The sequence below is a fragment of the Psychrobacter sp. 1Y1 genome (assembly GCF_051847395.2).
GTDB lineage: Bacteria > Pseudomonadota > Gammaproteobacteria > Pseudomonadales > Moraxellaceae > Psychrobacter.
In genome coordinates, this window is sequence record NZ_JBPYDF020000001.1 from 1,744,711 (window position 1) to 1,769,640 (window position 24,930).

Genomic DNA, 24,930 nt, shown 5'->3' on the forward strand with positions numbered 1-24,930 from the left:
TAAACGACAACCAAGCTAGATTTGCTGCTGCGGTGTGTCAATAATTGCATAAATAGCTGTTGAGCCATCTTTGTTAAGCTGCATCACTTTATACGGCATAAATTTATCTTGGTATTCCATGCCAGGGCTACCGACTGGCATGCTCGGTACAGCAAGTCCGATCGCATCACTTGGTGGGTTTTTTAGGAACTGCGCCATATACTTAGCAGGGACATGACCTTCAAATACGTAGCCATCAGTAGTGACGGTGGTATGGCAAGAGCGCATTTGCTGCGGTACGCTGTATCGCTCTTTAAACAAGGACACGTCTTCGACATTCTGTGCAGTTGCGTTTAAACCATGACCTTCGGCATAACCGACCCATTCTTTGCAACAGCCACAATTGGCATCTTTATAGACGGTGGCTGAGATATTTCTTAGGATAGTTGATTGGTTATCTGAATGAGCGCTGACGGGTGTCGTTTCAGCTGTTGGTTGCTCTGTGTGCGTAGTTTGCACGTTTTGCGTAGCAATAGTTGGCTCATTTACTGGTGTTGGGTCAGCAGCAGCGGAATTAGGTTGACTACAAGCGGCAATCGTTAACGATAACGGCAATACCACGATCGCCGAGAGCACACGGCCAGATATCAGATTATGTTCATTAATAAATCTATTAGTATAGCGTCTCATAAAACTACTCCCGAGCGTCTGTGTGACGATTAAATATTATAAAAATTAGAGCCACATCACTGGACAAAATAGTGCTAGCAAAGCTTAAAACTCAAATCGCAAAAAGCAGCACTATTGAGCACTGCATTTTGTACAAAAAATCAATGTTGCATTTCGGATCCATCACCTGACATATCCATCTCACCATCAAATGACATATCCAACATACTATCGTCTAACCGAGTCGTTAGCATGGTGTACTGGTTTTCATTTAGGTTAGGTAGCGATCTAATAAAAGCGACCATCGCCCATATCCTGTCATCATCGTGAGTAGCGCCCCAAGCGGGCATGCCAGATGCCATAATGCCATGTTTAATCGCCCAAAAGCTTTGTCTGGCACCGGCTTCGTTTTGATAGCGCTTAACGATATCCGCCTCGGTAAAATTAGGAGGCTTTGGGTACATACCGCTATTTAAATCTGTGCTGTTGACGCCAGGAGATAAATGACAGCCTGCACACATATCTTTGTAATCTGCACCGCCCGAGCTGATCATTTCCGCCTTTTTTAAATTGGGAACCAAAATATTCTTACTGGCATGTTCAATTGAGCGTGTGCGGGCAGTTTCTAAAAAATCGTAAACCAGCGGACTATGAGCTCGATCAGCACCGATATTTATCATGCCACTAGTCACCGTAATAAAAATACCCGTAATAGCGACAAAGACAGTAAAAAGTATTCCTAACAAGAACTTCATAGGTTTGTCCTAAAAATCCATTTTCTTTAATATCCCATTACTGCTTGATCAGCTTCTCTGACAATATAGTCAAGTCTATATAAATCCGCTATAGCGTCATCCTCGCTAAGCATACTAATGTATAACTTGCACTCGGTTTCCTTGTATCGAAATTATATTGAACTGACTATAGTATTGAACTTATAAATTGATATTTACGAATCGCTATCGCTGCTCACACAGTGCTTTTGGTACATCGCTTTCATTTTGCTCATGTTAGTCATCATGGCTTTCATAGCAGGATCATTCATATCCATTTTGCTATGATCCATTTTTTGCATCATCTGCATATGCTTTTGCATTTTCTCACAGTTCATTTGGTCTTTTTCAGCATGCATTTTTGGGTCGTGCGCCAAAGCAGAGGTTGAAACAACTAACGCTATAGCAGTTGCTACGATTGATTTAGACAGTGGCATTGATTTGAATAGTGACATGGTAAATCCTTATTTAAATTGGTATGTAGTCGAAAAGACTTTAAGATATTAAGTTACTTTAAAGCATACTTTAGTGATTCTGACAGAGAGATGACGGTAAGATTACAATTCTGTCATCTTAATATTTATGGTTTTTAATGTTGTCAGTAATCCTTTAGTATGACATCAGAGCTGATATCACTTATCGCTACCATATTTGTTGATGAAGTATTTTTCAGACTGTAGATGTTGATCTTTGTGTTCAATCTCACAAGCCACTCTCGCATCGATATAGCTTTTCATTTGTGAATTTGAGAGCTGAGCATCGTTATGATCCAAGTTTTTTGCAAACTCAGTCACAGCGTCGCAGTTGTTGATGATTGAAGTGCTTAGATCAGTCGTATGCGCATTGGCAGTGGTAGTACCGATAAGTATAGATACCGACAGCAGTGTTAATTTTTTTAATGAACCGTGAATTTTCATATAAAACCTCTTTTGTAAGTTGTTTACATTGATTACCGATAAAAATAATTCATCGTAGCTAAGTATTGAAACGAGCAGCTATTTATCGTTTATGTAGGTTGGCAAAATAAAAATGACAGTCTGATTACGAGCACATGACATCTTTGTCAGCTACCAGTCAATGTTGTCACCTGTGCTGGTTAGAACGTTAAACAATCATGACCGTATTGAGGAATTACAATGAAAGTACTGCTGGTAGAAGATGAATTGAAGCTTGGCGAGTATATAAAAAAGGGCTTAACCGAAGCTGGGTTTATCGTGGATCATCAGCTAACAGGACTAGATGGCTACCATGCATTGATGACGGAAGAATTTAGCGTGATATTGATGGATGTGATGCTGCCTGATGTTAGTGGCTTTGAGCTGGTGCGTAATTACCGAGCGGCAGGCAAGCATACGCCTGTGCTATTTCTAACCGCAAAAGATGACTTAAGTGACAAGATAAAAGGGATTGAGATTGGTGGCGATGATTATTTGACCAAACCTTTTGCCTTTGCAGAATTGATCGTCAGGATGAAAAGCTTATTACGACGTGCCAATCAAGCCGACTATCAAAGTACGATTATGCAAATAGCGGATCTCAAGATGGACATTGGCAAGCGCACGGTGCATAGAGGAGATACGCCTATTAAGCTCACGGCAAAAGAGTTTTCCTTACTACAGTTTTTATTAGAGCGCCGCGGTGAAGTGCTTCCACGCTCAATCATCGCTTCCCAAGTATGGGATATGAACTTTGAAAATGATACCAATGTGATTGATGTGGCGATAAGGCGTCTTCGTATAAAAATAGACGATGATCATGACGCAAAGCTGATTCATACGGTGCGCGGGATGGGCTATCGGTTAGAGGCTGTCGATACAGCGCTTGATAGCAAACCATCTCACGAAGCTGGCAATGTCTAATATGAAATATAGGTTTGATAATCGGCGCTTGCCACTATTATGGCGTACTGTGCTATTGCTCACAATATTTGTTGTTATATCACAGGTTATCATTTATATATGGATACAGCGTTCTGTTAAAGGCCATTTCGAGCAAATGGACGCTGAAATTATGACTCATGCGGCTTTTAATCTACGTAAACGAGTGATAGAACCTAGTAGCCCTATAACTTCCCAAACCCTACCAAGCTCTCAAAATCTATTGAATAATCAACAGTCGCTAAGAGCGGCACCTGACGTAATGCCTGATGGAGATACTTCTACCGCAGTGATATCAGATGAAGTTGATCATCAGCATTCTTCTTGGCTAGATTACGATCTAAAAACCATTATCGCTAATAAAGAAGGGCAGATACTGTCTAGTACCCCCAATAACTTTGCTCAAGAGCTAGGAGAGGGGTTTAATCTGTCATCACTGAAACAAGATAATGATAAGCAACAGTTTGTGATGAATATCAATAGCCGATACTATCGAGCAATGGTCATTGAAGACGACAAAATGCTCGCGCTTATCGCATTGCCTATAGATGTGCATCATCAGTATTTATTACAGTTCAATCGTCAGCTTAGTATGATTTTGTTCGCGATTACCTTGTTGCTCGTATCAGTAGCGGCATTGGGCGTGTACTGGGGTTTTGCACCTTTGGCGACCATCGTCCAAAAAATGAAAACAATGAATCCTGACAGATTGGATGACAGAGTCACGGTCAGTGATATGCCGTTAGAGCTGCGACCACTAGCAGAATCTTACAACTCAATGATGGCCAAGCTTGAAAGTAATTTTGAGTCTTTGTCTCGGTTTTCAGACAATATCGCCCATGAGCTGCGCACTCCAATAGCGACACTCAGCACGCAAACGCAAGTCATGTTAAAGAAACCAAGAGCGGGCGATGAATACATTGAGCAGCTACACCATCAACATGACACGTTAGAGCAGCTGTCGGCCATGATAAATAATATGTTGCTGCTGGCAAAAACCCAAAAAGGATTGAGTGACTCGCAAATCAGTCATGTGGATACGGACAATTTAATCACCAAGCTCATTGATTACTACGAAATGATTGCAGAAGACAGAGGTATCGCTATTGAGACCAAAGGTGAGTTTAGCGCTGTCTTAGGGGATAAAAGTTTATTACAAAGGCTCTTTGCTAACCTGATATCAAATGCGATTTATTATGCTGCTCAAGATAGCGTTATAACCATTAGTGCAGATAGAGTAAACTCAGATGAGATGGTGGGTACAACAATAAGCAGTCTTCAACAATCAAAACAAGCTATTTTACGAATGACCATCACTAACCAATTAGATGAGCCATTGACACAAAGTGAGGCAGATAAGTTGTTTGAGCGCTTCTATCGACATCATAAAACAATAGATCGCCACACAGGAACAGGTTTGGGTCTATCTATCGTACAGTCTATCGTTGGGGCGCATAACGGTAACGTCAGTATTACTATAAAAGACGATGATTACTTTCAAGTAAGTGTCGAGTTATTAGCAGAGGTTTAATCTTTTAGTAGTCAACGCTAAATATTCAACCTGAACAGATAGATTTGATAGGTTATTGCCTTGAAAACGAGCTGATAATGACCAAGTAAATGTATGTCTAGTGCCCAATATAAAGCTAGAGATTATTACAAGGCAATAGGTAGAACAGTAAGTCGATAACGAACATAATACTTAAAACACAATCATAAAAATCAATTAGGGAATGACTATGCATATCACAGCTAATTTTGATGCAGGCAACATTGACATTATTAATGCAGACAACAAAAAAGACATTCAATTAGCGATTCGTCCAGATGTTGGCGGCGAGTTTTTTCAGTGGTTTAACTTTCGTTTGTCAGGTCAAATAGGGGAGCAGTATGTTCTCAATATTCTGAATGCAGGAGAGGCGTCTTATCTAGAAGGGTGGGAGAACTACCAAGCGGTGGCTTCTTATGATCGTCAGCATTGGTTCCGTCTGCCAACCTCTTACAAAGATGGCAAATTGACCATCGTGGCAGAGTTAGAATGCGAAACCATTCAAATTGCTTATTTTGCGCCTTATAGCTATGAGCGTCATCAAGATTTATTGGCCGCTGTGCAAGTGCATCCGCTAGTGACGTTAGAGCATCTAGGCGAAACGCTTGATAAACGTGACTTGACCCTAGTTAAAATAGGTGACGGTGCTGCTCACAAGCGCAATATATGGATTACTGCTCGTCAGCATCCAGGTGAGACGATGGCTGAATGGCTCATTGAGGGTTTGTTGTATAGCTTGTTAGATAGCGATAATGCGACTGGCAAACAGTTATTGGACAAGGCAAACTTTTATATTGTCCCTAACATGAACCCTGATGGCAGTGTACGTGGACACTTGCGTACTAACGCTGTCGGAACCAATTTAAACCGTGAATGGCAAAGTCCAAGCTTAGACAAAAGCCCTGAAGTGTTTCATGTGATTAATAAAATGGAAGCGACGGGCGTGGATCTATTTTACGATGTGCATGGCGATGAAGCATTGCCGTACGTATTCCTTGCTGGGTCACAAGGGACGCCAAGCTACAGTGACCGTCTTGCTGGACTACGTGATAGATTTTCAGAGGTATTAAAGTTAGCCAGTGCTGATTTTCAGTCTGAGATTGGCTATGAGATTGATGCACCAGGTGCTGCCAATATGACCGTTGCCACCAATTGGGTAGCAGAGCGTTTTGATTGTCTTGCTAATACGTTAGAGATGCCATTCAAAGACAATGATAATCTACCCGATGAGGAGATGGGTTGGTCACCCGAGCGTTCTATCAAATTAGGCGAAGCATCACTGATAGCAATGTTAGCTGTCGTGAATGATTTACGATAACTATATAAAAAATCTGCAGAAAATAAAAAGCTGCTAATGATGGCCAAGTGTTTTAGTGGTCATCGTTAGCAGCTTTTTTTCATTTTCACATTTGCCAATAACAGGCCTGATAAGATCAACATCATGGCCAGCATTTTCCACCAAGTCACTACTTCTCCTGTGAGTAGTACTGAAGTCACCATACCGAATACGGGCACCAATAGCGCAAACGGCATAACCTTGGACGCGGTATTTTGACTGAGTAAGTGTGCCCACAGGCCAAAGCCAATTAAGGTTGAGATATAGACGATAAACCCAAGTGAGAGCCAAGACTTGAGCGATGCTTCAGTAAACGTCTCCAGCTGCCATGCATCAGTCTCAAATGTAAGAGAAGATATCGTTAACATCACGCAAGCAATGAGACCGCCCCAGACGACCAGCGCTAGCGCAGACAGAGCAGAGGCTTTATTTTTTCCAGTGCTAGATGTAGCAACAGATACCCTTGTTCCTTGCTGCGTCTCTTGTAGGGTAGCTTTTTCTGAGGCCTGTTTTGATGCTTGCTTGGAGGCTTGCTTGGATGCAATGTTACCAAAGCTCCAACCGATGGCCGCAATCAAAATACAGATGAACCCTGCCAAAGGCATATCACCGCCAAGGTTTAGCGCAATCACGCTGAGTCCTAGCACACCGACCAACATACCGACGATTTGCATACGGCTGACTGCTTCACCCAATATAAAGTACGCTAGCAATACCGTAATAAAAATCTGAATTTGTAGCAGTAGTGCCGTCAGCCCCGGGGATGAACCCAGATGCATTGCTGTAAATACAAAGGCGTACTGCATGACAAATGTACCGATGGCATAAATAAACAGGGTACGGTTGAATTTAGGCGGCTTTAGAAATAAAACCAGAGGCACAGCAGTAAAGAAAAAACGCAGAGCAGTAAGCATCAATGGCGGAAAGCTCTCAAGACCCCACGCAATAAAAGTAAAATTCACGCCCCAGATAAAAGTAACCAGTACAGCCAATGCAGTATATATAGGGGACATATGAGCTATCCTAGAGAAATAGTATCCGTTGTCGGGAGTGGTTAGATTTAATTGTGTTCGGCTTATGTTTGGTTGATATTTAGGCTTAGAATTATAGTCGAAAGGTCACTATATAATAGGACGGTACTAGCACTATAGTCGATTCAATTTAAAAGTAGTACAAGGCAACCGAGTATAGATGTACATTTGATACTTCAAGCGAGGTTAACGCTGTAATACTTTTATAGTGGAATGACTATATAAGTCTCTGATTGGTTAGTCTAACGATTGAGCCAATACCTCGAAAACTTTTGAATGACTCATCTGCGCCACATTGAACCGCATAAAGTTCTCAGCATTGTCTGATTGGCTAAAAACGTTGCCCGGCGCCAATACCACACCTTTGGATAAACAGCGATTGGCCAATTCGGTCGCATTATTATTCTCAGGTAATCGGCACCATAGGAACATACCTGCTTGTGGGAGCAGCCACGGTACGATGCCTAATTTAGCCAATCGTGGTAGCGTATGAGTACGTGCGCTTGCCAGCCGAGTATGGATATCATTCATATGCTTACGGTAGCCGCTATCAGTCAACGCTGAGAACACAACCGCCGCTGCTAACTGACTGCCACCAAAGCCAGTCGCTATCTTTAAATCTACCAAGCTCTCGACCCATTCTGTAGGCGCTGCGATATAACCACAGCGTAGGGATGCGGATAACGTTTTAGAAAAACTGCCGATATAGAATACTCGTGACAACCCATCCAAAGCCGCCAATCTCGCTGCAGGCTTGACTTCAAAATCTGCAAAAATATCGTCTTCTATAATGTACAAGCCAGCCGCCTGAGCCAATTGTAATACACGGTATGCCGTAGCAGGTGATAACGTTGCGCCCGTAGGATTGTGAATGGCAGCATTGGTGATGTATAGGCGCGGCCTATGCTCATCTAAAATCGCTGCAAAGGCATCTACATTTGGCCCATTTGGCGTATAAGGGACACCAACCACTTTGACTCGATGGGCAAGCAGCTGTGCTCGAAAGTTAAAATAACAAGGATCATCGACGACAACTGTATCACCTGGTGTCAGTAAAAATCGAAAAATCAAATCTATCGCCTGAGTGCCTGAATCCGTCAATATGACCTGTGACGGTTCTGCATTGATACTCAATCCTGCCATACGCCGCGTGAGTAGTTGACGCAATGCTAACAGTCCTAGCGGCGTTGCATACTCACTGATAATAGACGCATCAGCCTTGGCCACATTTCGCAGACCACGGCGCATACCTGCCTCAAACAGCCAGTCCGCTGGCAACCAGCCGCAGCCTGGCTTTAGTGCACCATCGGGTGGCTCCAGCGACTGCCGCGATACCCACAATGGATCTACCACTCGATCAATTTTTGGTGCTATATCTGTCAATGATAGCGGCGCTGTCGTCTCTGCCACATAGAACCCTGCACCAGGCCGAGAGTAAATAAAGCCCTCAGTTTGCAGGCGCTCATAGGCTTCAACCACGGTAGATGGCGAGAACCCATAATCTTTGGCAGCAGCACGGACAGATGGTAGCCGCGACTCTGGCATGTAGATAACGGTCGCTATTTTCTCTTTTACGTCAGCCATGACAACTTCGATACGTGTTAGCTTCTTATTCATATTTTTTACAATTTTTGGTAAGGCGAATTTTGTGAAGGTTTTATCTTAAGGTTATAGCTAGGACAATATATGGGTAGGATATCCCAACTGTATGGGTTTTATAGTCCAAACAGTTCTGTCTAATTGTACTGGATTGTATATAGATAACCTGCTGTGCTTTTGTTTTAATCATTGAACGTAAACGATGTGGAGGTAGGTGTGATTCTATTGTGAATCACACTAACCTCAGTCAATTCAGCGATTATTATTCAACAAGCAGCGATATATGACCACTAAAAAATATAATAAATATCTGGCCTTTGCCTTATGCGTGATAACGACAAGTGTCAATATCCAAGGCCCACTTTATGCCGTCTATGCACACAATGATGGCTATGGTGTACTAGCAACTACGATAGCGTTTTCCTTTTATGTATTAGGCGTCATACCTGTATTATTAGCTTTCGGTGGGTTGTCGGATCGGATCGGACGACGTAAGGTGATTTTAATCTCTTTGGCACTATCGGTAGCAGCAACGGCTCTTATGTTGTTTTATCCGTACACGCGAGCGCTAGCAGTAGCGCGATTCGTACTGGGTGTGGGAACTGCTCTGATGGCTGCTACGGCGACTGCCTATATGATTGAGCTGCTCGGCTCAACAGATACGATGCGTGCGACAGCGTGGGTAACGGCCAGTACAACGATAGGTTTTGGTCTTGGCCCTGTATTGACGACAGTTTCTTTGATGTTTTATGAAACCGATCAGCCAGCCAGTTTTTTCTTACTGCTAGCGAGTGGGCTGTTCGCTATGTTTTTGTTATATCAATTACCAGAGACAGCACCTAAACGCACTAATTTGCCCACCTCTATGCTACGGCTACCTTATTTTAACCGTGAGGTCATTTGGTATGGCAGCGGTATTTTGATTTGTTGGGCGACGACAGGATTGGTATTATCAGTTATTCCCTCAGTGCTGGCCACGCATGGACTGGCTAAGTATGCAGGGGTATCCTCTATGTTAGCCATCAGTTGTGGATTGATCGTTCAGCCAATCGCCCGAAAACTTGACCCTCAAGTTTCAAGCAAGCTTGGTCTTCTGATCTTACTACCAGCTTATGCTTTATTGGCTTGGGGGACGTTGAATGCCAATCTTCCAGTGATTCTTTTGGCTGCATTTTTGGCCAGTACGAGTTGCTATGGCTTTGTCTACTTGGGCGGTATGCTAGGAGTCGCAAAATCTGCTGGAAATGAGCAGGCACGTGCAAGTGCAGGCTATTTTCTGATGGCATATATAGGGCTTAGTGTACCCGTCATCTTTACTGGTTTGATTGTGGATAGGTATGGTGCTGCTACTGCGTTCTACGCCTTTGGTGTGTTTTCATTAGTTGGTGTGATTGTCTTATTTGCTAGCCAGCCTATATTGAGAACTGGACGTCATTCGAACGCCAATCTGCATAGCCTGTCTTAAAATAAGATTGATAATGCAGTTTTCTATTCATTATCTTTTCATTTTTTTCATGATTAGATTACTTGTCCTTTTTGTTATATGAATTTTTTTAGTTTATTTATTATATCTGAAAGGCATGAGTGGTTCTTTGATGTCATTCATATAGCTCATGTATCTGAATATCTACTACTGCCCAATCCATTCTTTCAAAATCTAGATTATCTTTATGTCTAGTACTATCGGTAGGTAGAGGAATTGCTTCGCCATCTTCTATTAATCCTTTTAGATGGAGCATAATCGCTTCTTTAGCATTATTAAAGATATCTGCACGTTCATCGCTGGCTGAATAGCAACCCACTATGTCTGGGATAAATATGCCATAAGCTGTTGTTTCATTACTTGGCGCAATTGCTATGGGATACTGCATTTAACATTCCTCATGAAGTTTGAACCTAAGTATAACTGCAAATTGTTTAGATAATGCTCTACATAACCCCTTAAATATAACTCACTTTCAAAATTATATTGAAAGTGTTTTAGGTGATGACTACTGTTTGAAGCACAACACTTTCATTACAATGGACGCTATCACGACGGATAAAATAGAACAGGTATCCAAAACTGAAACAATAATTCAAACAATAAGGGCGGTTTATGACTCTGAATACCACTAAAACGATTTTAATCACTGGCAGCACAGATGGCATTGGCAAATTGGCAGCGCTAAAACTGGCAGAAGCTGGACACCAAGTGTACTTGCATGGCCGCGATGCTGACAAGCTTGCTAGCGTCATTGCAGAAGTTCGAGCAGTCGCGACAGGCGCAGCAGTAGATAATATTGATGGGTTTGTGGCTGATTTTTCTGATCTAACGGATGTGCTAAAGATGGCAGCAGACGTCAATGAAAAACTGACCAAGCTTGATGTGCTCATAAATAATGCAGGGATTTATACCACGGCATCAGCAATGACGAAAGACGGTTTGGATGTACGTTTCGTAGTCAATTACCTAGCGCCTTATGAGCTGACCAATGCTTTGTTGCCTTTGCTCAAGCAGTCTGATAAAGCGCGTATTGTGAACTTAAGCTCAGCTGCGCAAGCGTCAATATCTTATCAAGCACTTGCAGGTCAAACCCGTCTCGATGATAAAGATGCTTATGCCCAAAGTAAGCTGGCACTCACGATGTGGAGTATGGCATTAGCTGACACCGTCGCTAGCAACGATATCAATGTCATTGCCGTCAATCCAGGCTCGCTACTGAACACAAAAATGGCCAACGAAGCGTATGGTCAGCATTGGTCATCCGCAGACAAAGGCGCAAACATCCTAACCGAGTTGGCCATCTCGGATGAGTTCGCTAACGATACTGGTAAATACTTTGATAACGATATAAAAGATGGCGCACATGGCGATGCAAGAGGGGCGTTTGGTCGACCACATGCTGATGCTTTAAACCAAGCAGCCATTGCAGAGCTTGAGCAGCAGACTCAGACAGTATTGCAGTCAATTTTTGCATAAGATGCATAAAATTTGCATTTAGCAGCATCAATAAATTTCGAAAAATTAAACCATTACTAGGGCGTGTCTTCATTTCAAAAATGGTGATAAAAATGAGATAAATTGCCGTCAAGCGAGGAAAATAGTGCAGATAATATCGGGATATTAACCAGCGATTTGACGATGTTTGGCAAAATTTAGCTATTTTTAGCCCATTTAGATAACTATCGAGTGAATTGAAGACACGCCCTAACTACATTTTCAAATTTTATTATTAAAAAATTTTTCATTAAAAACAGGACACAATATTATGCAAACTATTAAAGCTATTGGTTATCAAAACAATCTACCTATCGATAACGAACAATCGCTACAAGACATCACCCTTGATAAACCAGTTGCTTCAGGCCGCGATATTCTCGTAGAAGTAAAAGCCATATCAGTCAATCCAGTAGATTACAAAATCCGTGAAGGGCGTCCTGCTGCAGAGGGTGAGTATGCTGTTATGGGTTGGGATGCTGCTGGTACTGTGACGGCTGTCGGTGAAGACGTCAGTTTATTCTCAGTAGGCGACAACGTCTACTATGCTGGAGATTTGACCCGTTCAGGCAGCAATGCTGAATATCAGTTGGTCGACGAGCGTATCGTTGGGCACATGCCAGCCTCTTTGTCTTTCGCTGAGGCAGCGGCATTACCACTGACGACGATTACGGCTTGGGAGATGTTATTTGACCGTTTACAAGTGCCTGTCTCTGGTAGCGCAGCGAATGACAGTGGTAGTAGTGAGAATGCTAATAACGTCTCAGTATTGGTCATTGGCGCAGCGGGCGGCGTTGGATCTATCTTAACTCAGTTATTAAAAACAAGAACATCTGCCACGATTATCGGTACGGCTTCGAGAGATAAGAGCGTGCAGTGGCTCAAAGATTTGGGTGCTGATCATGTTATCAATCACCGCAACCCATTGTCTGATGAACTACAAAAAACAGGTATTGCTGAAGTAGACTACGTGGTGAGTCTCAATAACACTGAGGATCATTATGAAGAAATCATTAAATGCTTAAAGCCGCAGGGTAAGCTTGGACTGATTGATGATCCAAAATCACTAGATGCCAATCCTCTTAAAACCAAAAGCTTAAGCCTGCATTGGGAGTTTATGTTTGCACGCTCAATGTTCAATACGCCAGACATGATTGAACAGCATTATTTATTAAATGCGGTGGCAAAATTGATTGATGCAGGCGAGATCAAAACCACGGTCGCTTACAATCTTGGGGCTATCACCGCTGAACATCTACGTAGTGCGCACCAAATGCTAGAAAAACAGCAAGCGCATGGCAAGATTGTATTAGAAGGCTGGTCTGCATAACGCCATTTAGATTAATAGGTCCAATGTGACGCTTTTAGCAGACACGTTAGACCTATTTAAATCAATGATAATAATAAACATAGGATAAATAGATGAGCACGCAAGCAAACAAACCACTTACCATCATCGCCACTATCAAAGCCAAACCTGAGCACGTTGAACAAGTCAAAACTGAGCTACTTAAACTGACAGCAGCATCACAAGATGATCAAGGTTGTATCCAATATGACTTGCATCAAGAAAATGCAAATAGTAACGGTTTCGTTGTTTATGAGATTTGGGAAAACAACGAGTGTCTTCAGCAACATGTACAAAGCCCGCATTTCCAAAATTATGTACAAGTAACAGATGGGATGGTCGATGAGTTTGTCGTCACTGAAATGACAGTTATCTCATAGGTTTGATCTATATTCTGCTGCTGACGATAAAATAAATGGTTGAAAGTCATGACTGATAAGATTGACTTTTATACTTCAAAACAGCGTTTATTGATTTAGATATGAATGGCTTTGAATAAAATATTCAAAACCATTCATACGCTATTTATTTGCTATTGATCGATGATTATTCTTGAGCAACGTTCAAAACGATTTTACCGACATGTTTCTTTTCTAAGAAAACCGCTTGAGCAGTATGTATCTCTTTTAATGGAAAAGTACACGCCACGATTGGATTTATTTTACGTTGTTCGATACAGTTAACGAGGGTTCGGAATACTTTAGGCTGAAGCACAGTACAACCGTAAAAGGTTAAGTCTTTTAAATAAAGTGTTCTGATATCTAGCTCTAATGGCTTATAAACCGCTACTAAGTTAAATACTTACTTCATCATTACCGATCCATTTGGGACCTATTTCAACCTCAATATCACGTGCGGTAACGGCTTCAGCGCACTCGGAGCATACTGTCACCGGATGCATAATGTGACCACATGCCTTGTGTCTATGCAACAGCGGTGCCCCGCGTTCATCAGCCATGTGTTTATCACCCCAACTGACCAATGCCAGTACGACAGAGTGCAAATCTAATCCACACTCTGTCAGTCTATATTCCTCACGTAGCGGCCGCTGCTGATAGGCGACTTTTTTTAAAATATCGTATTCAACCAATTTACGAAGACGGTTAGATAGGACATGGCGTGTAATGCCCAAGCGTTGCTCAAATACGTCGAATCGTCTGACTCCCAAAAAACAATCGCGTAAAATCATGAGCGTCCAACGATCACCAATGACTGCTAAAGTGCGAGCCACCGAGCAAGACTGTTGGTCCAGTTCATCCCAGCGCATAGGTTATCTCCTTTATCTTTAAGCTATAGGTTAGCTTGACAGGGTATAAAAATAAAGCTATATTTTTGTTAGTTCTAAAAAGGAACCTATAAGGAAATAGACATGAACAGAGCACCCGTAGCAGTTGTAATCGGCGCAGGCGATGCCACTGGCAGCGCTGTTGCCAAACGTTTTGCGCGAGAAGGTTTTACTTTGTGCGTGACCAGAAGGACTGTTGAGAAGCTAGAGACATTAGTCAGTGATATCGAAGCGGCTGGGGGAGTAGTCAAGCCATTTGGTTGTGATGCGCGTGTAGAACAAGAAATGGTTGAGCTGTTTGCCCATATTGAAAAAGACATTGGGCCGATTGAAGTAGTAGTGTTTAACATCGGGGCAAACGTTCATTTCTCAATCTTAGATACGACAGAGAGGGTCTATCGAAAAGTGTGGGAGATGGGTGCCTTGGCTGGGTTTTTGACAGGTAGAGAAGCAGCAAAAGTCATGATTCCACGTGAGAGGGGGACAATTATTTTTACAGGTGCAACAGCGTCTTTACGCGGTAGTAAAGGTTTTTCGGCTTTTGCGAGCGCTAAGTTTGCTCTGCGGGCATTGGCACAAAGCATGGCGCGCGAGTTGGGGCCTAAAGGCATCCATGTCGCACACCCTATTATTGACGGTGCCATTGATACTGACTTTATTCGTGACAACTTTCCCGAGCGCTATGAGCTAAAAGACCAAGACGGTATTTTAAATCCAGAACATATCGCTGAGCAGTATTGGCAGTTGCATTGTCAGCCAAGAGATAGCTGGACACATGAGCTGGATTTACGCCCATGGATGGAGACTTTTTAATCTTATCTGGTTAATAACCGTCAAAATTTTTAATGGATTTTTAACATATTGCAAGGAATGCCAAGATGAATAAACAAGTAGAGTTTTTCTTTGATGTGGGCAGCCCGGCCAGTTATTTGGCATGGACACAGTTAGCGAGTATTGCGCAGCGTCACAATGCCGAGATCGTTTGGCGACCTATATTACTTGGCGCAGTGTTCCAAGCCGTTGGTAACACCTCACCAGCTGCCGTACCTGCTAAAGGCGCTTATATGCTCAAAGACCTTAAGCGTTTTTCAGCCATCTATGACGTGCCTTTTCGCTTCAATCCGTTTCTCCCAGTCAATACGATGCAGCTTATGCGCGGTGTTACCGCCTATTTGGGGACACCTAAATTTGAGAGTTATTTGTCCGCTATCTTCAATGCGCTATGGGCTGAAAAGTTAAATATGGAATCACCAGAAGTCGTGGCTGAAGTTTTGTCGAAAGTAGGCATTGAGGCGACTGATTTTATGGCGCGTATTAGTGAGCCTGAGGTCAAGGCGCGTTTAAAATCTAGTACCGAAGAAGCAGTAGCACGAGGCGTATTTGGGGCACCAAGTTTCTTTGTAAATGGTGAGATGTTTTTTGGTCAAGACCGGTTGAGCTTTGTTGAAGATGCTTTGAGAGACTGAGAATAGTAAGTCATAGGATATATAGATTGCACTGTACTAGCTCAACGATAGTCCATTGGCTTTCAATCCACCAGACATCAGCCGCGATAAGTAACCGTGATTTTTCTTCACTGTGGTTTCTCCAGAAAATAACCTTACCACTCAGTTTAATGATTAAGCTCTATGGTTACATTAAGACAAGTCTATATATTGATAGTTTTGCTTAGACTGCTCTAGTTCCTCTAAATCTATATCTACTGTTACTATATCTGGCGACGAACCAAGTTTTTTGATAATTCGTCCTGTAGGAGAGACCACTAGACTCTCTCCTACAAACTGACCGCCATGACCGACGCCCACACCGTTGCAAGTAATCACAAAACATTGGTTTTCAATGGCACGCGCTTGAGTCAATACATAGTGGGTATTTGCATAGGGAGACATATTGCCGTTTGGCATAAATATGATCTGTGCGCCTTTTTTTGCCAGTGCTCTTGAGCCTTCTGGAAACTCTAGCTCAAAACAAATCTGAGCACCACAAACCATATCATTAATGCTAACCACTGATAAGTCTTCTCCGCTTGTAAATACCCCAACATCATCAAGCCAAAGTTTTGACTTTCGGTGTTTATGAATGATTTTGCCGTTTTTTATAAAAGAACATGCGTTATAGAAAAGTTGATCCTGTTTGTCAATATGTCCAATAATGATGGTTGAATCTGTATTTTTGCTTGCTTTCAATATGCTGTGAAAGTGCTCTGTTGATTGATGATACAACGCTTCAATATTGTCTAGCGTCGGAAAGCCAGTCAAAGCAAGTTCTGGAAAAATCATAAAGCCATCGCAGGCTTGATTGTCATGGATTGATTTTAATATCGCAGCAACATTTACTGATACTTGATAATCGGTAATATCCATTTGATTGAGGATTATTTGCATAGGTCTTGCTCTTTACCGTAGGGGGTTGATACTTTCACAGTGCTTATTGGTCGCAATTATAGGTAATATTCGTTAATGACGGTCTTTAGAAACACTTATTTAAAATGCTATTTAAAACACTTTTAAAGACATTGTGACTCTAACCAACGACTCAATTTAATGATGTCTGGTTGATTTGACTTTAAGTCATTATAAAAGAAATAGAAACTGTCGCCAGTGAGTAATTCATGCATTGGGATTTTGACAAGATTTTGCTGATGTGTTTGTTCTAGCATCATATAGTTGTCGGTAAGCGTAATACCTAAGTTATAACGTGCAGCCTGTGCGGCAAGCAGTACATGGCTAAATTGATTAATCTTTACCTCGCTTGGCAGCTCAAACCCGCCTGCTTTACACCATTTTAGCCAATCATTAGCCGTACCTTCACTTTTGTCAGAATATTTTACGGACAGTATAGGGTGTTGCCATAACGCCTCAGGCAATGGCTGATCCTTTATTTCCGCCCAAAGTTTTTGGCCACAGACAGGAAATAGCTTCTCAGCGAATAAAAGCTTGCTGACTACATTGCGTTTCGGTGGATTGACGGTAATAAAGCAATCCGAACACTGCTCATTATAGTCGTCTTGGTCTGTCACCATATTTAAGGTCAGCTCAATCTCTGGGTGCTGTTCGCGGAAGTTTTCTAACCGAGGAATCAACCAATTGACAGCCACTGAACTATACAGTGCTAGGCGAATATGCCCAGGCTGGTCATTTCGAATGGCCTGACTGGTATTGGACAGAGCCGTCAGCGATTGATTTACTTCTGTGAAATAACGCTCGCCTATATCTGTTAAAGAAAGGGTTCGGCCCTGCCTATAAAACAACGCTTCACCAAGATATTCTTCAAGCGTTCGAACCTGATGACTCACGGCACTTTGCGTCACGTTGAGGCTTTCTGCTGCCTTAGAAAAACTATTAAGCCTTGCTACAGATTCAAAGCATTGTATGGCACGTAATGGGGGGAGTTTCATTATGAGTTCAACTAATACTAAACGTTTTTATATCATTATACGTCATGAGTATACGCGAATATACTATTTATCTGACCATTAGATTAAATGGCTTAATTTAAAATTTTATGTATTTTGAGATAGGTATAAGCATGATAATGCCGAAGATGAGTGTTGGATTTGCAATGTTACTATTGGTTGCAGGAAACATGATTGCAGTCCTTTCGGATGCGCTGATAAAAGAGTTGCCAGATGGCGCAGCGGTCTATCAGTTTGTGCTATTGCGTCAGCTAACAGCTGTCTTGATGCTGCTACCGTTTTGTTTATTCAACCAAAAAGCCAAGCTACTTAGTCACGTAAAATGGCATTTTGTACGTGGGCATATTTGGTTGTTTGGCGCGGTATTTATGGTGTTGTCTATCCAAGCGCTACCGCTAGCCACGGTCAATGCGATTTTTTATACTGCGCCTTTACTGATGTTGCCGTTAGGGTTTTTGTTTTATAAAGACAGACTTACAGCACCAAGCATCATTGTGGCAATACTAGGCTTCATAGGTATTCTTGTCGTGGTAAAACCAACGCAAATTAATATGGGTGCTATATTTGCGTTGATCGTGGCCTTAACGATGGCGACGAACAACCTACTAGTGCGAAAATTACCTTCGAATCACACAGTTGCTCAGACCTTGTTTTTGACCAATTTAGTCGGAATACCGTTGGGGCTTAGTTTGGCTATTTGGGAAAATGCCCCTTTGAGTTGGTACGCGCTATGGATAGCAGCAGGCTCAAATCTGTTTATTTTGATTTATGCGGGTATCTGCGTGCTGGTTTACCGAGCGGTAGAAGCACATAAAATATCTAGTGCAGAATATACCGGTCTGTTAGGAGCAGTGGTTATCGGCATCGTATGGTTTGATGAAATACCGGATATCAGTCTTTTGATAGGTTCGGCTCTTATTGTCTTACCTTTAATTTGGCTCGCCACGCTTGAGTCTATTAAATATAAAAGAACAGCCTTATAGCGTTTTGAAACATAGAGAACAGATAAGGAAAGCGTCATAATATTAGCATGACTTTATGTCATGAATTCGTGTGTTGGTGGTGTATCAAAAAGTATGCTGATTAAAATTCGAACAATTTTTGAAGCCTTTAAAGCCCTATAGAATCAGGGAACTTAGCATAGATTTCTTATTGACTTTTATCGCTAGCATACTTTTTGATACACCACCAAAATTCGCGGGTCATTTGAATACTATTGTGTTTGTGTTGGTACAAATAAGCAGACAGTCCCGTCAGTAACACAAAGACAGGCGCACATAAATGGGCAATCATTCGGCTGAAAAATAGTGGTTCATCCGTTCCTGGTATCAGCATTGGATCAGGAACTTGATGGTGTAAGTAAAAGGTCTCTCGAACATGATCCACCATCATGATGAGCATCACAAGCCCTCGAAGTGCGTCGATCGCTTGCAACCGTTGAAAAGGTGTCGCCATACAATAGCCTTTGTATAGTCAAAACGAAACATTATAACATATCAATTATTAGCTACTACTGATTTAAGTACGCATTTTCGCAGAGGTGCTCACTGATTTGGATGTTTATGCTTGTCTTAACTTTTTATGCTGTGTCTGACCTAACGATAGCGTACCGCTGTTAAAACGGCGCGAAATTATCAGGCTGACTGTGCGTATCAGTCCAACGTTGATTGGCATCAATATGACTATTAAGCCCAACTCCTCGTGGTACTTGCATATTATCGCCATATAGCCAAAGCACCATATTGGTACGTTTGCCACTGGTGATTGGATGTGCGGCATGAGGCACCGAGCCTCTATGAATAATCGCTATGCCAGGTTTAAAAATGGCACGTTTGGTTTGCCCTAAATGGCGATCGACAAAGTCAACTTCTGATCCAGTAAAGTCTTCGCCTGGCAGATTTAGGTTAATATTCATAGTCACTGCTGAAGCATCAGTATGAAGTTGTAGCGATGTGTCGCCTGTCGGCTGGTATTGAATTGAGAACCCAAAGGTCTGAGTGTCATAGCCATAAACATTGGCAAATAACAACCGAGCGATAGGGCGCATATATTGATTCATGACTCTATGATAAAACGCCTGAAAATTAGGGGTGGCCAAATAGCCTGACGAGCGCGCATCTAGCATAGCCCCATTACTGTTCAATGCGATACCGTAAGGAGGACGTATAGGAATGTTAGCGTCTGCGATTGCTTGCAGATAACGGCGCAGCGTTGATAGTTGTGCTGGGTCAAAGAGTTGCCCTTGGTATACGTCAGGTAGTATCTCTTGCCATAAGTTTTTAACAGCCGTCTCCGTAGAAGGAGTGCGCCATGCTTGCGTCACTGCATCACGTAGAGTTGGATCAAATAATGAGTCATCAAGTACAGGCAAGTCATGCTCAGTGGTTTCCCATTCTGCCCACGCTTGCTCTAGTAACTGGCTGTTTTGATGCCAGAAATGCTCTACCGATGCTGCACGTCTCAGCATATCTGATTTTGACGGTAGTGGTAAGTTGCGTGCCTGCTGTAGTGCGCTCTGTTGAGTATCTCCATCATGGTCGCTATAGTGTTGAGTGTCCTGTGTGCTCGTAGGCCGTATTATAGTATCCATCGTGTATCTCCAAATGTGTGAGTAAACGTTATAGGTGCATGCTACTATAATTAATGATTTTGATAATCAGTAGGTTTAGAGAAACAGTTTCAATAATTTTTATATAATGATGAGGCTAGCAGCAGCAAGCGATGGTGGTTGCTAAGTTAGACGCTAATTGAACGAAGGCATGACGATGAAAAATTTGCAGGATTTACGTATTTTTATTGAGACCGCTCGCTTAGGCAGCCTATCTGCCTGTGCTCGGCACTTAGATCTGTCGCCTGCAGTTGTGAGTGCAGCGGTCAAGCGATTAGAAGCGGAAATTGAGACGGTATTATTTGTTCGCTCTACTCGTAGGCTGCGTTTGACTAGCAAGGGTGAACAATACTTAAAGCATTGCCGAGATGCGGTGGCTATTTTGGACAATGCTTATGCAGGACTGCATGACAATGATGCTGAGCTGACGGGTACCATTCGGCTGTCGGCATCATCAGATTTGGGACGAAACCTAATTTTGCCTTGGTTGGACGATTTTATAGACATTCACCCAAAAGTGACGGTGCAGCTACATATGTCAGACAGCTATGTGGACTTGTACGGTCAGCAGATTGATTTGGCACTACGTTACGGCGCACCCAAAGATTCATCACTGGTCGCATTACCTATTGTATTGAATAATCGCCCTATACTGTGTGCGTCAAAGGAGTACTTGAGCAAAATGGATAAGGATATCGGTATCCCAAAAATGCCGGAAGATTTGTCGCAGCATAACTGCTTACGTTTGGGTCATGATGAAAAGTATTTGAGCGAGTGGACCTTTGAGAAAGCGGGAAAGACTAAACGTGTGGCAGTGGATGGGAATCGTAGAAGTAAAGACGGTGACGTTGTGCACCGCTGGGCAGTGGTTGGTAAAGGCATCGCATTAAAATCTCAGTTAGATATAGCCGCTGATTTAAAGGCAGGGAGACTTGTCGAGGTAGAGTTGGACGGCTGGCAAGTGGCCAACTATCCACTATATTTGATTTGCCCAGAACGGCGCTTAATCGATCCATTGTTTAATGCGGTCAAAGAATACTTGATTGAACGGGTAGAGCAGGTATTAAGGTAAAACGAAAACTGATGGTTACCCTGTTTGATTAGTTTTATATGATTCATATTCCATTTCTTTGCATGAAATATGTTTAATCAGACAATAAAAACAGCAATCCCTATACGGTGATTGCTTGATGACTCTTTTAACTATTGCCATATCTTATCAAGCACTGTAAACCAGTTTTTTGACGTCACCTTTTCAATAAGTTGGTTTGAGAAGTGACGTTGTTGCATTCGCTCAATCAACATAGAGATTTGACTGATATCAAATAACTCATCAGGTAGTAGACAACCATCAAAATCAGAGCCAAAACCAACATGATCTTCGCCTAGATGGTCGATCAAATAATCAAGATGGTTGACAATCACATCAAGCGAGGTTTGCGTATTACGTTGCCCATCTGCACGAAGAAACGCCACATCAAAATTCACCCCAACCATACCATCGCTTTGTTTAATAGCAGCTAGCTGTTTATCGGTCAAGTTCCGTGCTTGCTGACAGAGAGCATGCGAATTGGAGTGTGTTGCAACAATAGGCTGGCAGGCAATCTCTAGCGTATCCCAAAAAGCGTGTTCATTCATATGCGAAACATCGATCAGCATCTGCTTGTCATGACAGGCCAAAACAAGCGCTTTGCCTTGAGCGGTAAGACCAGATCCCGTATCTGGAGAGTGCGGAAAGGACGCATTTAAGCCATCACCGAAGAGACTCTTTCTATTCCATAGTGGGCCAATGCTTCTGAGGCCTGCCTCATAAAACATATCAAGCAGGTCAGGCTGTATGGCTAAAAACTCAGCACCTTCCAAATGCAATACAATGGCCAGTTGCTTATTCTGTTGACAGGCTTGGATTTGTTTTAATGAGGTGCAAATCTGAATCTGACCGTCAGATCTTGCCTGTAGTTGCTGGGCTAGTTTCAATTGTGCGCAGCAGATATCGACGATTTGTTGCGGTGTAAAATCTGAATTTGATGGGTTGGCTAGTTTATCAGGATGGTTGTTTTTCACATAAGCGTAAGGTGGTAAGAAAATGGAAAATAATCCGCCTATCCAATTCGCATCTTTGCAACGTTGTAAGTCTAAATGTCCCGGTAACGTGCCATAAATAAAATCATGTACCGGATCGGCAGCTGAACTTAGCCAAAGGCGAGTCAACAGATCATTATGTCCATCAAATATGACAGGCTTAGTATTAGCATTCATATTTCACCTGTCACCATACGAGTAGGAATCAGTTTGTCTTTATTCAGCTGCTTGTTACTCAGTGTTTTAGAATTTTTTGGATTACGAAAGCGCAACTCTTCAAAAGGTACAGGCGTCTCGCTGTTGATACGCGCCTCCTCAATCAGGTAGTGATAAGGCGATTTACCACAGACAGGATCGGCGTTTTTGGCGTCCCCAGTCAGCATAAACGCTTGGCAACGGCAGCCGCCATAATCGCGCTCTTTGTCTGGGCAGCTTTGACAGATGTCGGGCATCCAGTCATCACCGCGAAACTGATTGAAGCTCGCAGATTCATACCAAATATCTGACAGTGGTGTATGTCGTACATTAGGAAACTGTATTGGCATTTGTCTGGCAGCATGGCAAGGTAGGGCGGTGCCATCAGGTGCAACGGTCAAGAAGATTTTACCCCAGCCATCCATACAGGGCTTTGGACGTTCTTCATAATAATCAGGCACCACAAAAATAAGTTTGCATTTGATACTACGTTCTTCAATCTGCTTGCGGTATTCATTGGTAATGCGTTCAGCTCGGACCACTTGCGCTTTGGTTGGTAGCAAACCCTCTATATTCTCAAATGCCCAACCGTAAAACTGACAAATAGCCAGCTCGACCGTGTCGGCTTCCAGCTCTAAGCAGAGGTCAATAATCTGGTCAATCTGATCGATGTTTTGCCGATGAATGACAAAATTGAGCACCATCGGATAGTCGTATTGCTTAACCAGACGTGACATCTCATACTTTTGTTCAAAGGCATGTTTCGAGCCTGCCAAGGCATTGTTGACCGTTGGATCACTGGCTTGAAAGCTAATTTGAATATGCTGAAGACCTGCTTCTTTTAAACGCGCAATTCTAACCTCAGTAAGCCCCATACCCGACGTGATCAAGTTAGTATAAAAACCTTGATTGTGCGCATAAGCGACCAGTTCTTCTAGGTCTTGACGAACCAGTGGTTCACCGCCAGAAAAACCAAGCTGCACCGCGCCCATTTGCCGCGCCTGATCAAACACATCAAACCATTCCTCTGTCGTTAGCTCCTCTTTATACTGAGCGTAATCGATAGGGTTTGAGCAATAAGGGCATTGTAAGGGGCAGCGATAGGTCAGCTCAGCAAGCAGCCATAGCGGTAGCCCGACTGGCGCAGTCATACTAAATCAATCCAATGTTCACGCTGGGCGACCAGCATATATTCAATGATGTCTTGTTCGATTTCGGGAATATCACCAAACATAGCCTGTACCTTTTGGATAATATCAGCAATGGACGCTTGACCATCAATATGTTGCCCAATGATGCTGGCACTGTCATTGAGCTTAATCATGCCTTCAGGGTAGAGTAAGACATAGGCGTTTTGCGCTGGCTCAAACTGAAAGCGATAGCCATGACGCCATGCCGGTACGATGGATTGATCCAGCTCAGGTAAACTAGCAGGTATACTCATTTGAACAATCCTTTATGCCAGACATTGTCAGTGGTAACGCTTTGGTAAGGGGCTTGGTTATGCACATAGGCCAAGCTCAAGGCATCCAAGATTGTCCATAAGATATCGAGCTTAAACTGTAGGATCTCAAGCATACGCTCTTGTTGCTCGGCTGTTTTGAATGAGTCGAGTGTGATGGTCAGACCATGCTCAACATCGCGGCGAGCTTGGCTGAGGCGCGAGCGGAAATAGGTATAGCCTTGCTCCTTTATCCAAGGGTAGTGCTTGGGCCAAGACTCTAAACGCGACTGATGAATCTGCGGAGCAAACAGCTCGGTCAGTGAGCTACTCGCCGCTTCTCGCCATGATGTCCGACGCGCAAAGTTCACATAAGCATCCACGGCAAAACGCACACCCGGTAGCACCAGCTCTTCAGAAATCACTTGCTCACGAGTCAAACCAACTGCCTCTGCCAGACCCAACCATGCTTCACGACCGCCGCCATCAGGATATACGCCATCTTGATCAATCATACGCTGAATCCATTCTTGACGTACGCGCTGATCAGGACAGTTTGCCATAATAGCTGCATCTTTCAATGGGATATTGATCTGATAATAAAAACGGTTAGCGACCCATGCTTGGATCTGCTGCTGGGTCGCTTTGCCTTCATGCATCATGATATGAAAGGGATGGTAAATATGATAATACTGACCTTTTGCCATAATCGCTTGTTCAAACGCTTCTGGGCTTAGCGCTGTGTTTTCTTCTTGCATTGTTC

27 protein-coding genes and 1 pseudogene are annotated in these 24,930 nt (G+C 42.8%); 11 read left to right on the forward strand and 17 right to left on the reverse strand.

Going from position 1 to position 24,930, the window contains the following annotated elements; all coding sequences use genetic code 11:
* Positions 1 to 15 precede the first annotated feature (15 nt).
* From ACS8FA_RS21265 to ACS8FA_RS21280, 4 genes are all read right to left on the reverse strand, one after another.
* Positions 16 to 669 carry a DUF411 domain-containing protein gene (locus ACS8FA_RS21265; RefSeq protein ID WP_439265214.1) on the reverse strand — a complete coding sequence of 218 codons (654 nt, stop codon included), beginning with the start codon at positions 667 to 669 and terminating at the stop codon, positions 16 to 18.
* A gap of 140 nt (positions 670 to 809) precedes the next feature.
* A complete protein-coding gene (locus tag ACS8FA_RS21270; protein WP_439265216.1) occupies positions 810 to 1,403 on the reverse strand; it encodes a c-type cytochrome in 594 nt (197 codons plus the stop codon).
* A 194-nt stretch (positions 1,404 to 1,597) separates the two neighbouring features.
* Complete coding sequence (locus ACS8FA_RS21275; RefSeq protein ID WP_439265218.1) at positions 1,598 to 1,876, reverse strand: hypothetical protein; 279 nt, start codon at positions 1,874 to 1,876, stop codon at positions 1,598 to 1,600.
* Between the two features lie 177 nt (positions 1,877 to 2,053).
* A complete protein-coding gene (locus ACS8FA_RS21280; protein ID WP_397477999.1) occupies positions 2,054 to 2,338 on the reverse strand; it encodes a hypothetical protein in 285 nt (94 codons plus the stop codon).
* Positions 2,339 to 2,557: 219 nt separating this feature from the next.
* Here ACS8FA_RS21280 and ACS8FA_RS21285 point away from each other — a divergent pair, with 219 nt between their 5' ends.
* From ACS8FA_RS21285 to ACS8FA_RS21295, 3 genes are all read left to right on the forward strand, one after another.
* The gene (locus ACS8FA_RS21285) at positions 2,558 to 3,280 is read left to right on the forward strand and encodes a heavy metal response regulator transcription factor (protein ID WP_439265220.1); all 723 of its coding nucleotides are present in this window, start codon (positions 2,558 to 2,560) and stop codon (positions 3,278 to 3,280) included.
* 1 nt (position 3,281) lies between these two features.
* Positions 3,282 to 4,829, forward strand: a complete 1,548-nt coding sequence (locus ACS8FA_RS21290; RefSeq protein ID WP_439265222.1) for an ATP-binding protein — start codon at positions 3,282 to 3,284, stop codon at positions 4,827 to 4,829.
* A gap of 208 nt (positions 4,830 to 5,037) precedes the next feature.
* The gene (locus ACS8FA_RS21295; protein ID WP_439265224.1) at positions 5,038 to 6,165 is read left to right on the forward strand and encodes a M14 family metallopeptidase; all 1,128 of its coding nucleotides are present in this window, start codon (positions 5,038 to 5,040) and stop codon (positions 6,163 to 6,165) included.
* Between the two features lie 65 nt (positions 6,166 to 6,230).
* Here ACS8FA_RS21295 and ACS8FA_RS21300 read toward each other — a convergent pair whose 3' ends face one another.
* Positions 6,231 to 7,196, reverse strand: coding sequence for an EamA family transporter (locus ACS8FA_RS21300; protein ID WP_439265226.1), 966 nt, complete (start codon positions 7,194 to 7,196; stop codon positions 6,231 to 6,233).
* A 255-nt stretch (positions 7,197 to 7,451) separates the two neighbouring features.
* Positions 7,452 to 8,831 carry an aminotransferase-like domain-containing protein gene (locus ACS8FA_RS21305; protein ID WP_439265228.1) on the reverse strand — a complete coding sequence of 460 codons (1,380 nt, stop codon included), beginning with the start codon at positions 8,829 to 8,831 and terminating at the stop codon, positions 7,452 to 7,454.
* Positions 8,832 to 9,096: 265 nt separating this feature from the next.
* Between ACS8FA_RS21305 and ACS8FA_RS21310 the strand changes: the two genes are divergently transcribed.
* On the forward strand, positions 9,097 to 10,278 hold the full coding sequence (locus ACS8FA_RS21310; RefSeq protein WP_439265230.1) for an MFS transporter: 1,182 nt from the start codon (positions 9,097 to 9,099) through the stop codon (positions 10,276 to 10,278).
* A 133-nt stretch (positions 10,279 to 10,411) separates the two neighbouring features.
* Here ACS8FA_RS21310 and ACS8FA_RS21315 read toward each other — a convergent pair whose 3' ends face one another.
* Positions 10,412 to 10,684: a type II toxin-antitoxin system HicB family antitoxin gene (locus ACS8FA_RS21315; protein ID WP_439265232.1), complete on the reverse strand. Its 273-nt coding sequence runs from the start codon at positions 10,682 to 10,684 to the stop codon at positions 10,412 to 10,414.
* A gap of 227 nt (positions 10,685 to 10,911) precedes the next feature.
* Here ACS8FA_RS21315 and ACS8FA_RS21320 point away from each other — a divergent pair, with 227 nt between their 5' ends.
* From ACS8FA_RS21320 to ACS8FA_RS21330, 3 genes are all read left to right on the forward strand, one after another.
* Entirely contained in the window at positions 10,912 to 11,775 is an 864-nt protein-coding gene (locus ACS8FA_RS21320; protein WP_439265234.1) for an SDR family NAD(P)-dependent oxidoreductase, read from the forward strand.
* Between the two features lie 298 nt (positions 11,776 to 12,073).
* Entirely contained in the window at positions 12,074 to 13,123 is a 1,050-nt protein-coding gene (locus ACS8FA_RS21325) for a zinc-binding alcohol dehydrogenase family protein (protein WP_439265275.1), read from the forward strand.
* A gap of 92 nt (positions 13,124 to 13,215) precedes the next feature.
* The gene (locus ACS8FA_RS21330) at positions 13,216 to 13,521 is read left to right on the forward strand and encodes a putative quinol monooxygenase (protein WP_238070068.1); all 306 of its coding nucleotides are present in this window, start codon (positions 13,216 to 13,218) and stop codon (positions 13,519 to 13,521) included.
* A gap of 166 nt (positions 13,522 to 13,687) precedes the next feature.
* On the opposite strand, the gene ACS8FA_RS21335 is transcribed toward ACS8FA_RS21330, so the two are convergent.
* Together ACS8FA_RS21335 and ACS8FA_RS21340 are read right to left on the reverse strand one after the other, a co-directional pair.
* Entirely contained in the window at positions 13,688 to 13,855 is a 168-nt protein-coding gene (locus tag ACS8FA_RS21335) for a zinc-binding dehydrogenase (protein ID WP_201606654.1), read from the reverse strand.
* 79 nt (positions 13,856 to 13,934) lie between these two features.
* Positions 13,935 to 14,408, reverse strand: coding sequence for a winged helix-turn-helix transcriptional regulator (locus ACS8FA_RS21340; RefSeq protein WP_191115303.1), 474 nt, complete (start codon positions 14,406 to 14,408; stop codon positions 13,935 to 13,937).
* Between the two features lie 102 nt (positions 14,409 to 14,510).
* On the opposite strand from ACS8FA_RS21340, the gene ACS8FA_RS21345 reads away from it, so the two are divergent.
* Both ACS8FA_RS21345 and ACS8FA_RS21350 read left to right on the forward strand, forming a co-directional pair.
* Entirely contained in the window at positions 14,511 to 15,239 is a 729-nt protein-coding gene (locus ACS8FA_RS21345; protein WP_201569070.1) for an SDR family oxidoreductase, read from the forward strand.
* A gap of 65 nt (positions 15,240 to 15,304) precedes the next feature.
* Positions 15,305 to 15,892 carry a 2-hydroxychromene-2-carboxylate isomerase gene (locus ACS8FA_RS21350; protein ID WP_439265238.1) on the forward strand — a complete coding sequence of 196 codons (588 nt, stop codon included), beginning with the start codon at positions 15,305 to 15,307 and terminating at the stop codon, positions 15,890 to 15,892.
* A 171-nt stretch (positions 15,893 to 16,063) separates the two neighbouring features.
* Here the strand turns inward: ACS8FA_RS21350 and ACS8FA_RS21355 are convergent, their stop codons facing one another.
* Positions 16,064 to 16,810, reverse strand: a complete 747-nt coding sequence (locus ACS8FA_RS21355) for a carbon-nitrogen hydrolase family protein (RefSeq protein ID WP_439265240.1) — start codon at positions 16,808 to 16,810, stop codon at positions 16,064 to 16,066.
* Between the two features lie 122 nt (positions 16,811 to 16,932).
* The gene (locus tag ACS8FA_RS21360) at positions 16,933 to 17,823 is read right to left on the reverse strand and encodes a LysR family transcriptional regulator (RefSeq protein ID WP_439265242.1); all 891 of its coding nucleotides are present in this window, start codon (positions 17,821 to 17,823) and stop codon (positions 16,933 to 16,935) included.
* 131 nt (positions 17,824 to 17,954) lie between these two features.
* On the opposite strand from ACS8FA_RS21360, the gene ACS8FA_RS21365 reads away from it, so the two are divergent.
* Complete coding sequence (locus ACS8FA_RS21365; RefSeq protein WP_439265244.1) at positions 17,955 to 18,824, forward strand: DMT family transporter; 870 nt, start codon at positions 17,955 to 17,957, stop codon at positions 18,822 to 18,824.
* Positions 18,825 to 19,032: 208 nt separating this feature from the next.
* On the opposite strand, the pseudogene ACS8FA_RS21370 reads toward ACS8FA_RS21365, so the two are convergent.
* Both ACS8FA_RS21370 and ACS8FA_RS21375 read right to left on the reverse strand, forming a co-directional pair.
* Positions 19,033 to 19,296, reverse strand: a pseudogene (locus ACS8FA_RS21370) (heparan-alpha-glucosaminide N-acetyltransferase domain-containing protein); the annotation flags it as partial.
* A gap of 160 nt (positions 19,297 to 19,456) precedes the next feature.
* Positions 19,457 to 20,431 (reverse strand): hypothetical protein, encoded by a 975-nt coding sequence (locus ACS8FA_RS21375; RefSeq protein ID WP_439265246.1) that lies wholly within the window; start codon positions 20,429 to 20,431, stop codon positions 19,457 to 19,459.
* 175 nt (positions 20,432 to 20,606) lie between these two features.
* Between ACS8FA_RS21375 and ACS8FA_RS21380 the strand changes: the two genes are divergently transcribed.
* The gene (locus ACS8FA_RS21380; RefSeq protein ID WP_439265248.1) at positions 20,607 to 21,521 is read left to right on the forward strand and encodes a LysR family transcriptional regulator; all 915 of its coding nucleotides are present in this window, start codon (positions 20,607 to 20,609) and stop codon (positions 21,519 to 21,521) included.
* Positions 21,522 to 21,652: 131 nt separating this feature from the next.
* Here the strand turns inward: ACS8FA_RS21380 and ACS8FA_RS21385 are convergent, their stop codons facing one another.
* From ACS8FA_RS21385 to pqqC, 4 genes are read right to left on the reverse strand one after another with little or no spacing between them, the layout of a single operon-like run.
* Positions 21,653 to 22,708: a dipeptidase gene (locus ACS8FA_RS21385; RefSeq protein WP_439265250.1), complete on the reverse strand. Its 1,056-nt coding sequence runs from the start codon at positions 22,706 to 22,708 to the stop codon at positions 21,653 to 21,655.
* Entirely contained in the window at positions 22,705 to 23,877 is a 1,173-nt protein-coding gene (pqqE, locus tag ACS8FA_RS21390) for a pyrroloquinoline quinone biosynthesis protein PqqE (protein WP_439265252.1), read from the reverse strand. The genes ACS8FA_RS21385 and pqqE overlap by 4 nt, the downstream gene beginning before the upstream one ends.
* Positions 23,874 to 24,170: a pyrroloquinoline quinone biosynthesis peptide chaperone PqqD gene (pqqD, locus tag ACS8FA_RS21395; protein WP_114699971.1), complete on the reverse strand. Its 297-nt coding sequence runs from the start codon at positions 24,168 to 24,170 to the stop codon at positions 23,874 to 23,876. The genes pqqE and pqqD overlap by 4 nt, the downstream gene beginning before the upstream one ends.
* On the reverse strand, positions 24,167 to 24,925 hold the full coding sequence (gene pqqC, locus ACS8FA_RS21400; protein ID WP_102078380.1) for a pyrroloquinoline-quinone synthase PqqC: 759 nt from the start codon (positions 24,923 to 24,925) through the stop codon (positions 24,167 to 24,169). The genes pqqD and pqqC overlap by 4 nt, the downstream gene beginning before the upstream one ends.
* Positions 24,926 to 24,930: the final 5 nt, after the last annotated feature.

Coding starts and splice junctions, on each gene's coding strand:
- ACS8FA_RS21265 (WP_439265214.1), bottom strand. CDS start 669: ATGAGACGCTATACTAATAGATTTATTAATGAACATAATCTGATATCT.
- ACS8FA_RS21270 (WP_439265216.1), bottom strand. CDS start 1,403: ATGAAGTTCTTGTTAGGAATACTTTTTACTGTCTTTGTCGCTATTACG.
- ACS8FA_RS21275 (WP_439265218.1), bottom strand. CDS start 1,876: ATGTCACTATTCAAATCAATGCCACTGTCTAAATCAATCGTAGCAACT.
- ACS8FA_RS21280 (WP_397477999.1), bottom strand. CDS start 2,338: ATGAAAATTCACGGTTCATTAAAAAAATTAACACTGCTGTCGGTATCT.
- ACS8FA_RS21285 (WP_439265220.1), top strand. CDS start 2,558: ATGAAAGTACTGCTGGTAGAAGATGAATTGAAGCTTGGCGAGTATATA.
- ACS8FA_RS21290 (WP_439265222.1), top strand. CDS start 3,282: ATGAAATATAGGTTTGATAATCGGCGCTTGCCACTATTATGGCGTACT.
- ACS8FA_RS21295 (WP_439265224.1), top strand. CDS start 5,038: ATGCATATCACAGCTAATTTTGATGCAGGCAACATTGACATTATTAAT.
- ACS8FA_RS21300 (WP_439265226.1), bottom strand. CDS start 7,196: ATGTCCCCTATATATACTGCATTGGCTGTACTGGTTACTTTTATCTGG.
- ACS8FA_RS21305 (WP_439265228.1), bottom strand. CDS start 8,831: ATGAATAAGAAGCTAACACGTATCGAAGTTGTCATGGCTGACGTAAAA.
- ACS8FA_RS21310 (WP_439265230.1), top strand. CDS start 9,097: ATGACCACTAAAAAATATAATAAATATCTGGCCTTTGCCTTATGCGTG.
- ACS8FA_RS21315 (WP_439265232.1), bottom strand. CDS start 10,684: ATGCAGTATCCCATAGCAATTGCGCCAAGTAATGAAACAACAGCTTAT.
- ACS8FA_RS21320 (WP_439265234.1), top strand. CDS start 10,912: ATGACTCTGAATACCACTAAAACGATTTTAATCACTGGCAGCACAGAT.
- ACS8FA_RS21330 (WP_238070068.1), top strand. CDS start 13,216: ATGAGCACGCAAGCAAACAAACCACTTACCATCATCGCCACTATCAAA.
- ACS8FA_RS21340 (WP_191115303.1), bottom strand. CDS start 14,408: ATGCGCTGGGATGAACTGGACCAACAGTCTTGCTCGGTGGCTCGCACT.
- ACS8FA_RS21345 (WP_201569070.1), top strand. CDS start 14,511: ATGAACAGAGCACCCGTAGCAGTTGTAATCGGCGCAGGCGATGCCACT.
- ACS8FA_RS21350 (WP_439265238.1), top strand. CDS start 15,305: ATGAATAAACAAGTAGAGTTTTTCTTTGATGTGGGCAGCCCGGCCAGT.
- ACS8FA_RS21355 (WP_439265240.1), bottom strand. CDS start 16,810: ATGCAAATAATCCTCAATCAAATGGATATTACCGATTATCAAGTATCA.
- ACS8FA_RS21360 (WP_439265242.1), bottom strand. CDS start 17,823: ATGAAACTCCCCCCATTACGTGCCATACAATGCTTTGAATCTGTAGCA.
- ACS8FA_RS21365 (WP_439265244.1), top strand. CDS start 17,955: ATGATAATGCCGAAGATGAGTGTTGGATTTGCAATGTTACTATTGGTT.
- ACS8FA_RS21375 (WP_439265246.1), bottom strand. CDS start 20,431: ATGGATACTATAATACGGCCTACGAGCACACAGGACACTCAACACTAT.
- ACS8FA_RS21380 (WP_439265248.1), top strand. CDS start 20,607: ATGAAAAATTTGCAGGATTTACGTATTTTTATTGAGACCGCTCGCTTA.
- ACS8FA_RS21385 (WP_439265250.1), bottom strand. CDS start 22,708: ATGAATGCTAATACTAAGCCTGTCATATTTGATGGACATAATGATCTG.
- pqqE (WP_439265252.1), bottom strand. CDS start 23,877: ATGACTGCGCCAGTCGGGCTACCGCTATGGCTGCTTGCTGAGCTGACC.
- pqqD (WP_114699971.1), bottom strand. CDS start 24,170: ATGAGTATACCTGCTAGTTTACCTGAGCTGGATCAATCCATCGTACCG.
- pqqC (WP_102078380.1), bottom strand. CDS start 24,925: ATGCAAGAAGAAAACACAGCGCTAAGCCCAGAAGCGTTTGAACAAGCG.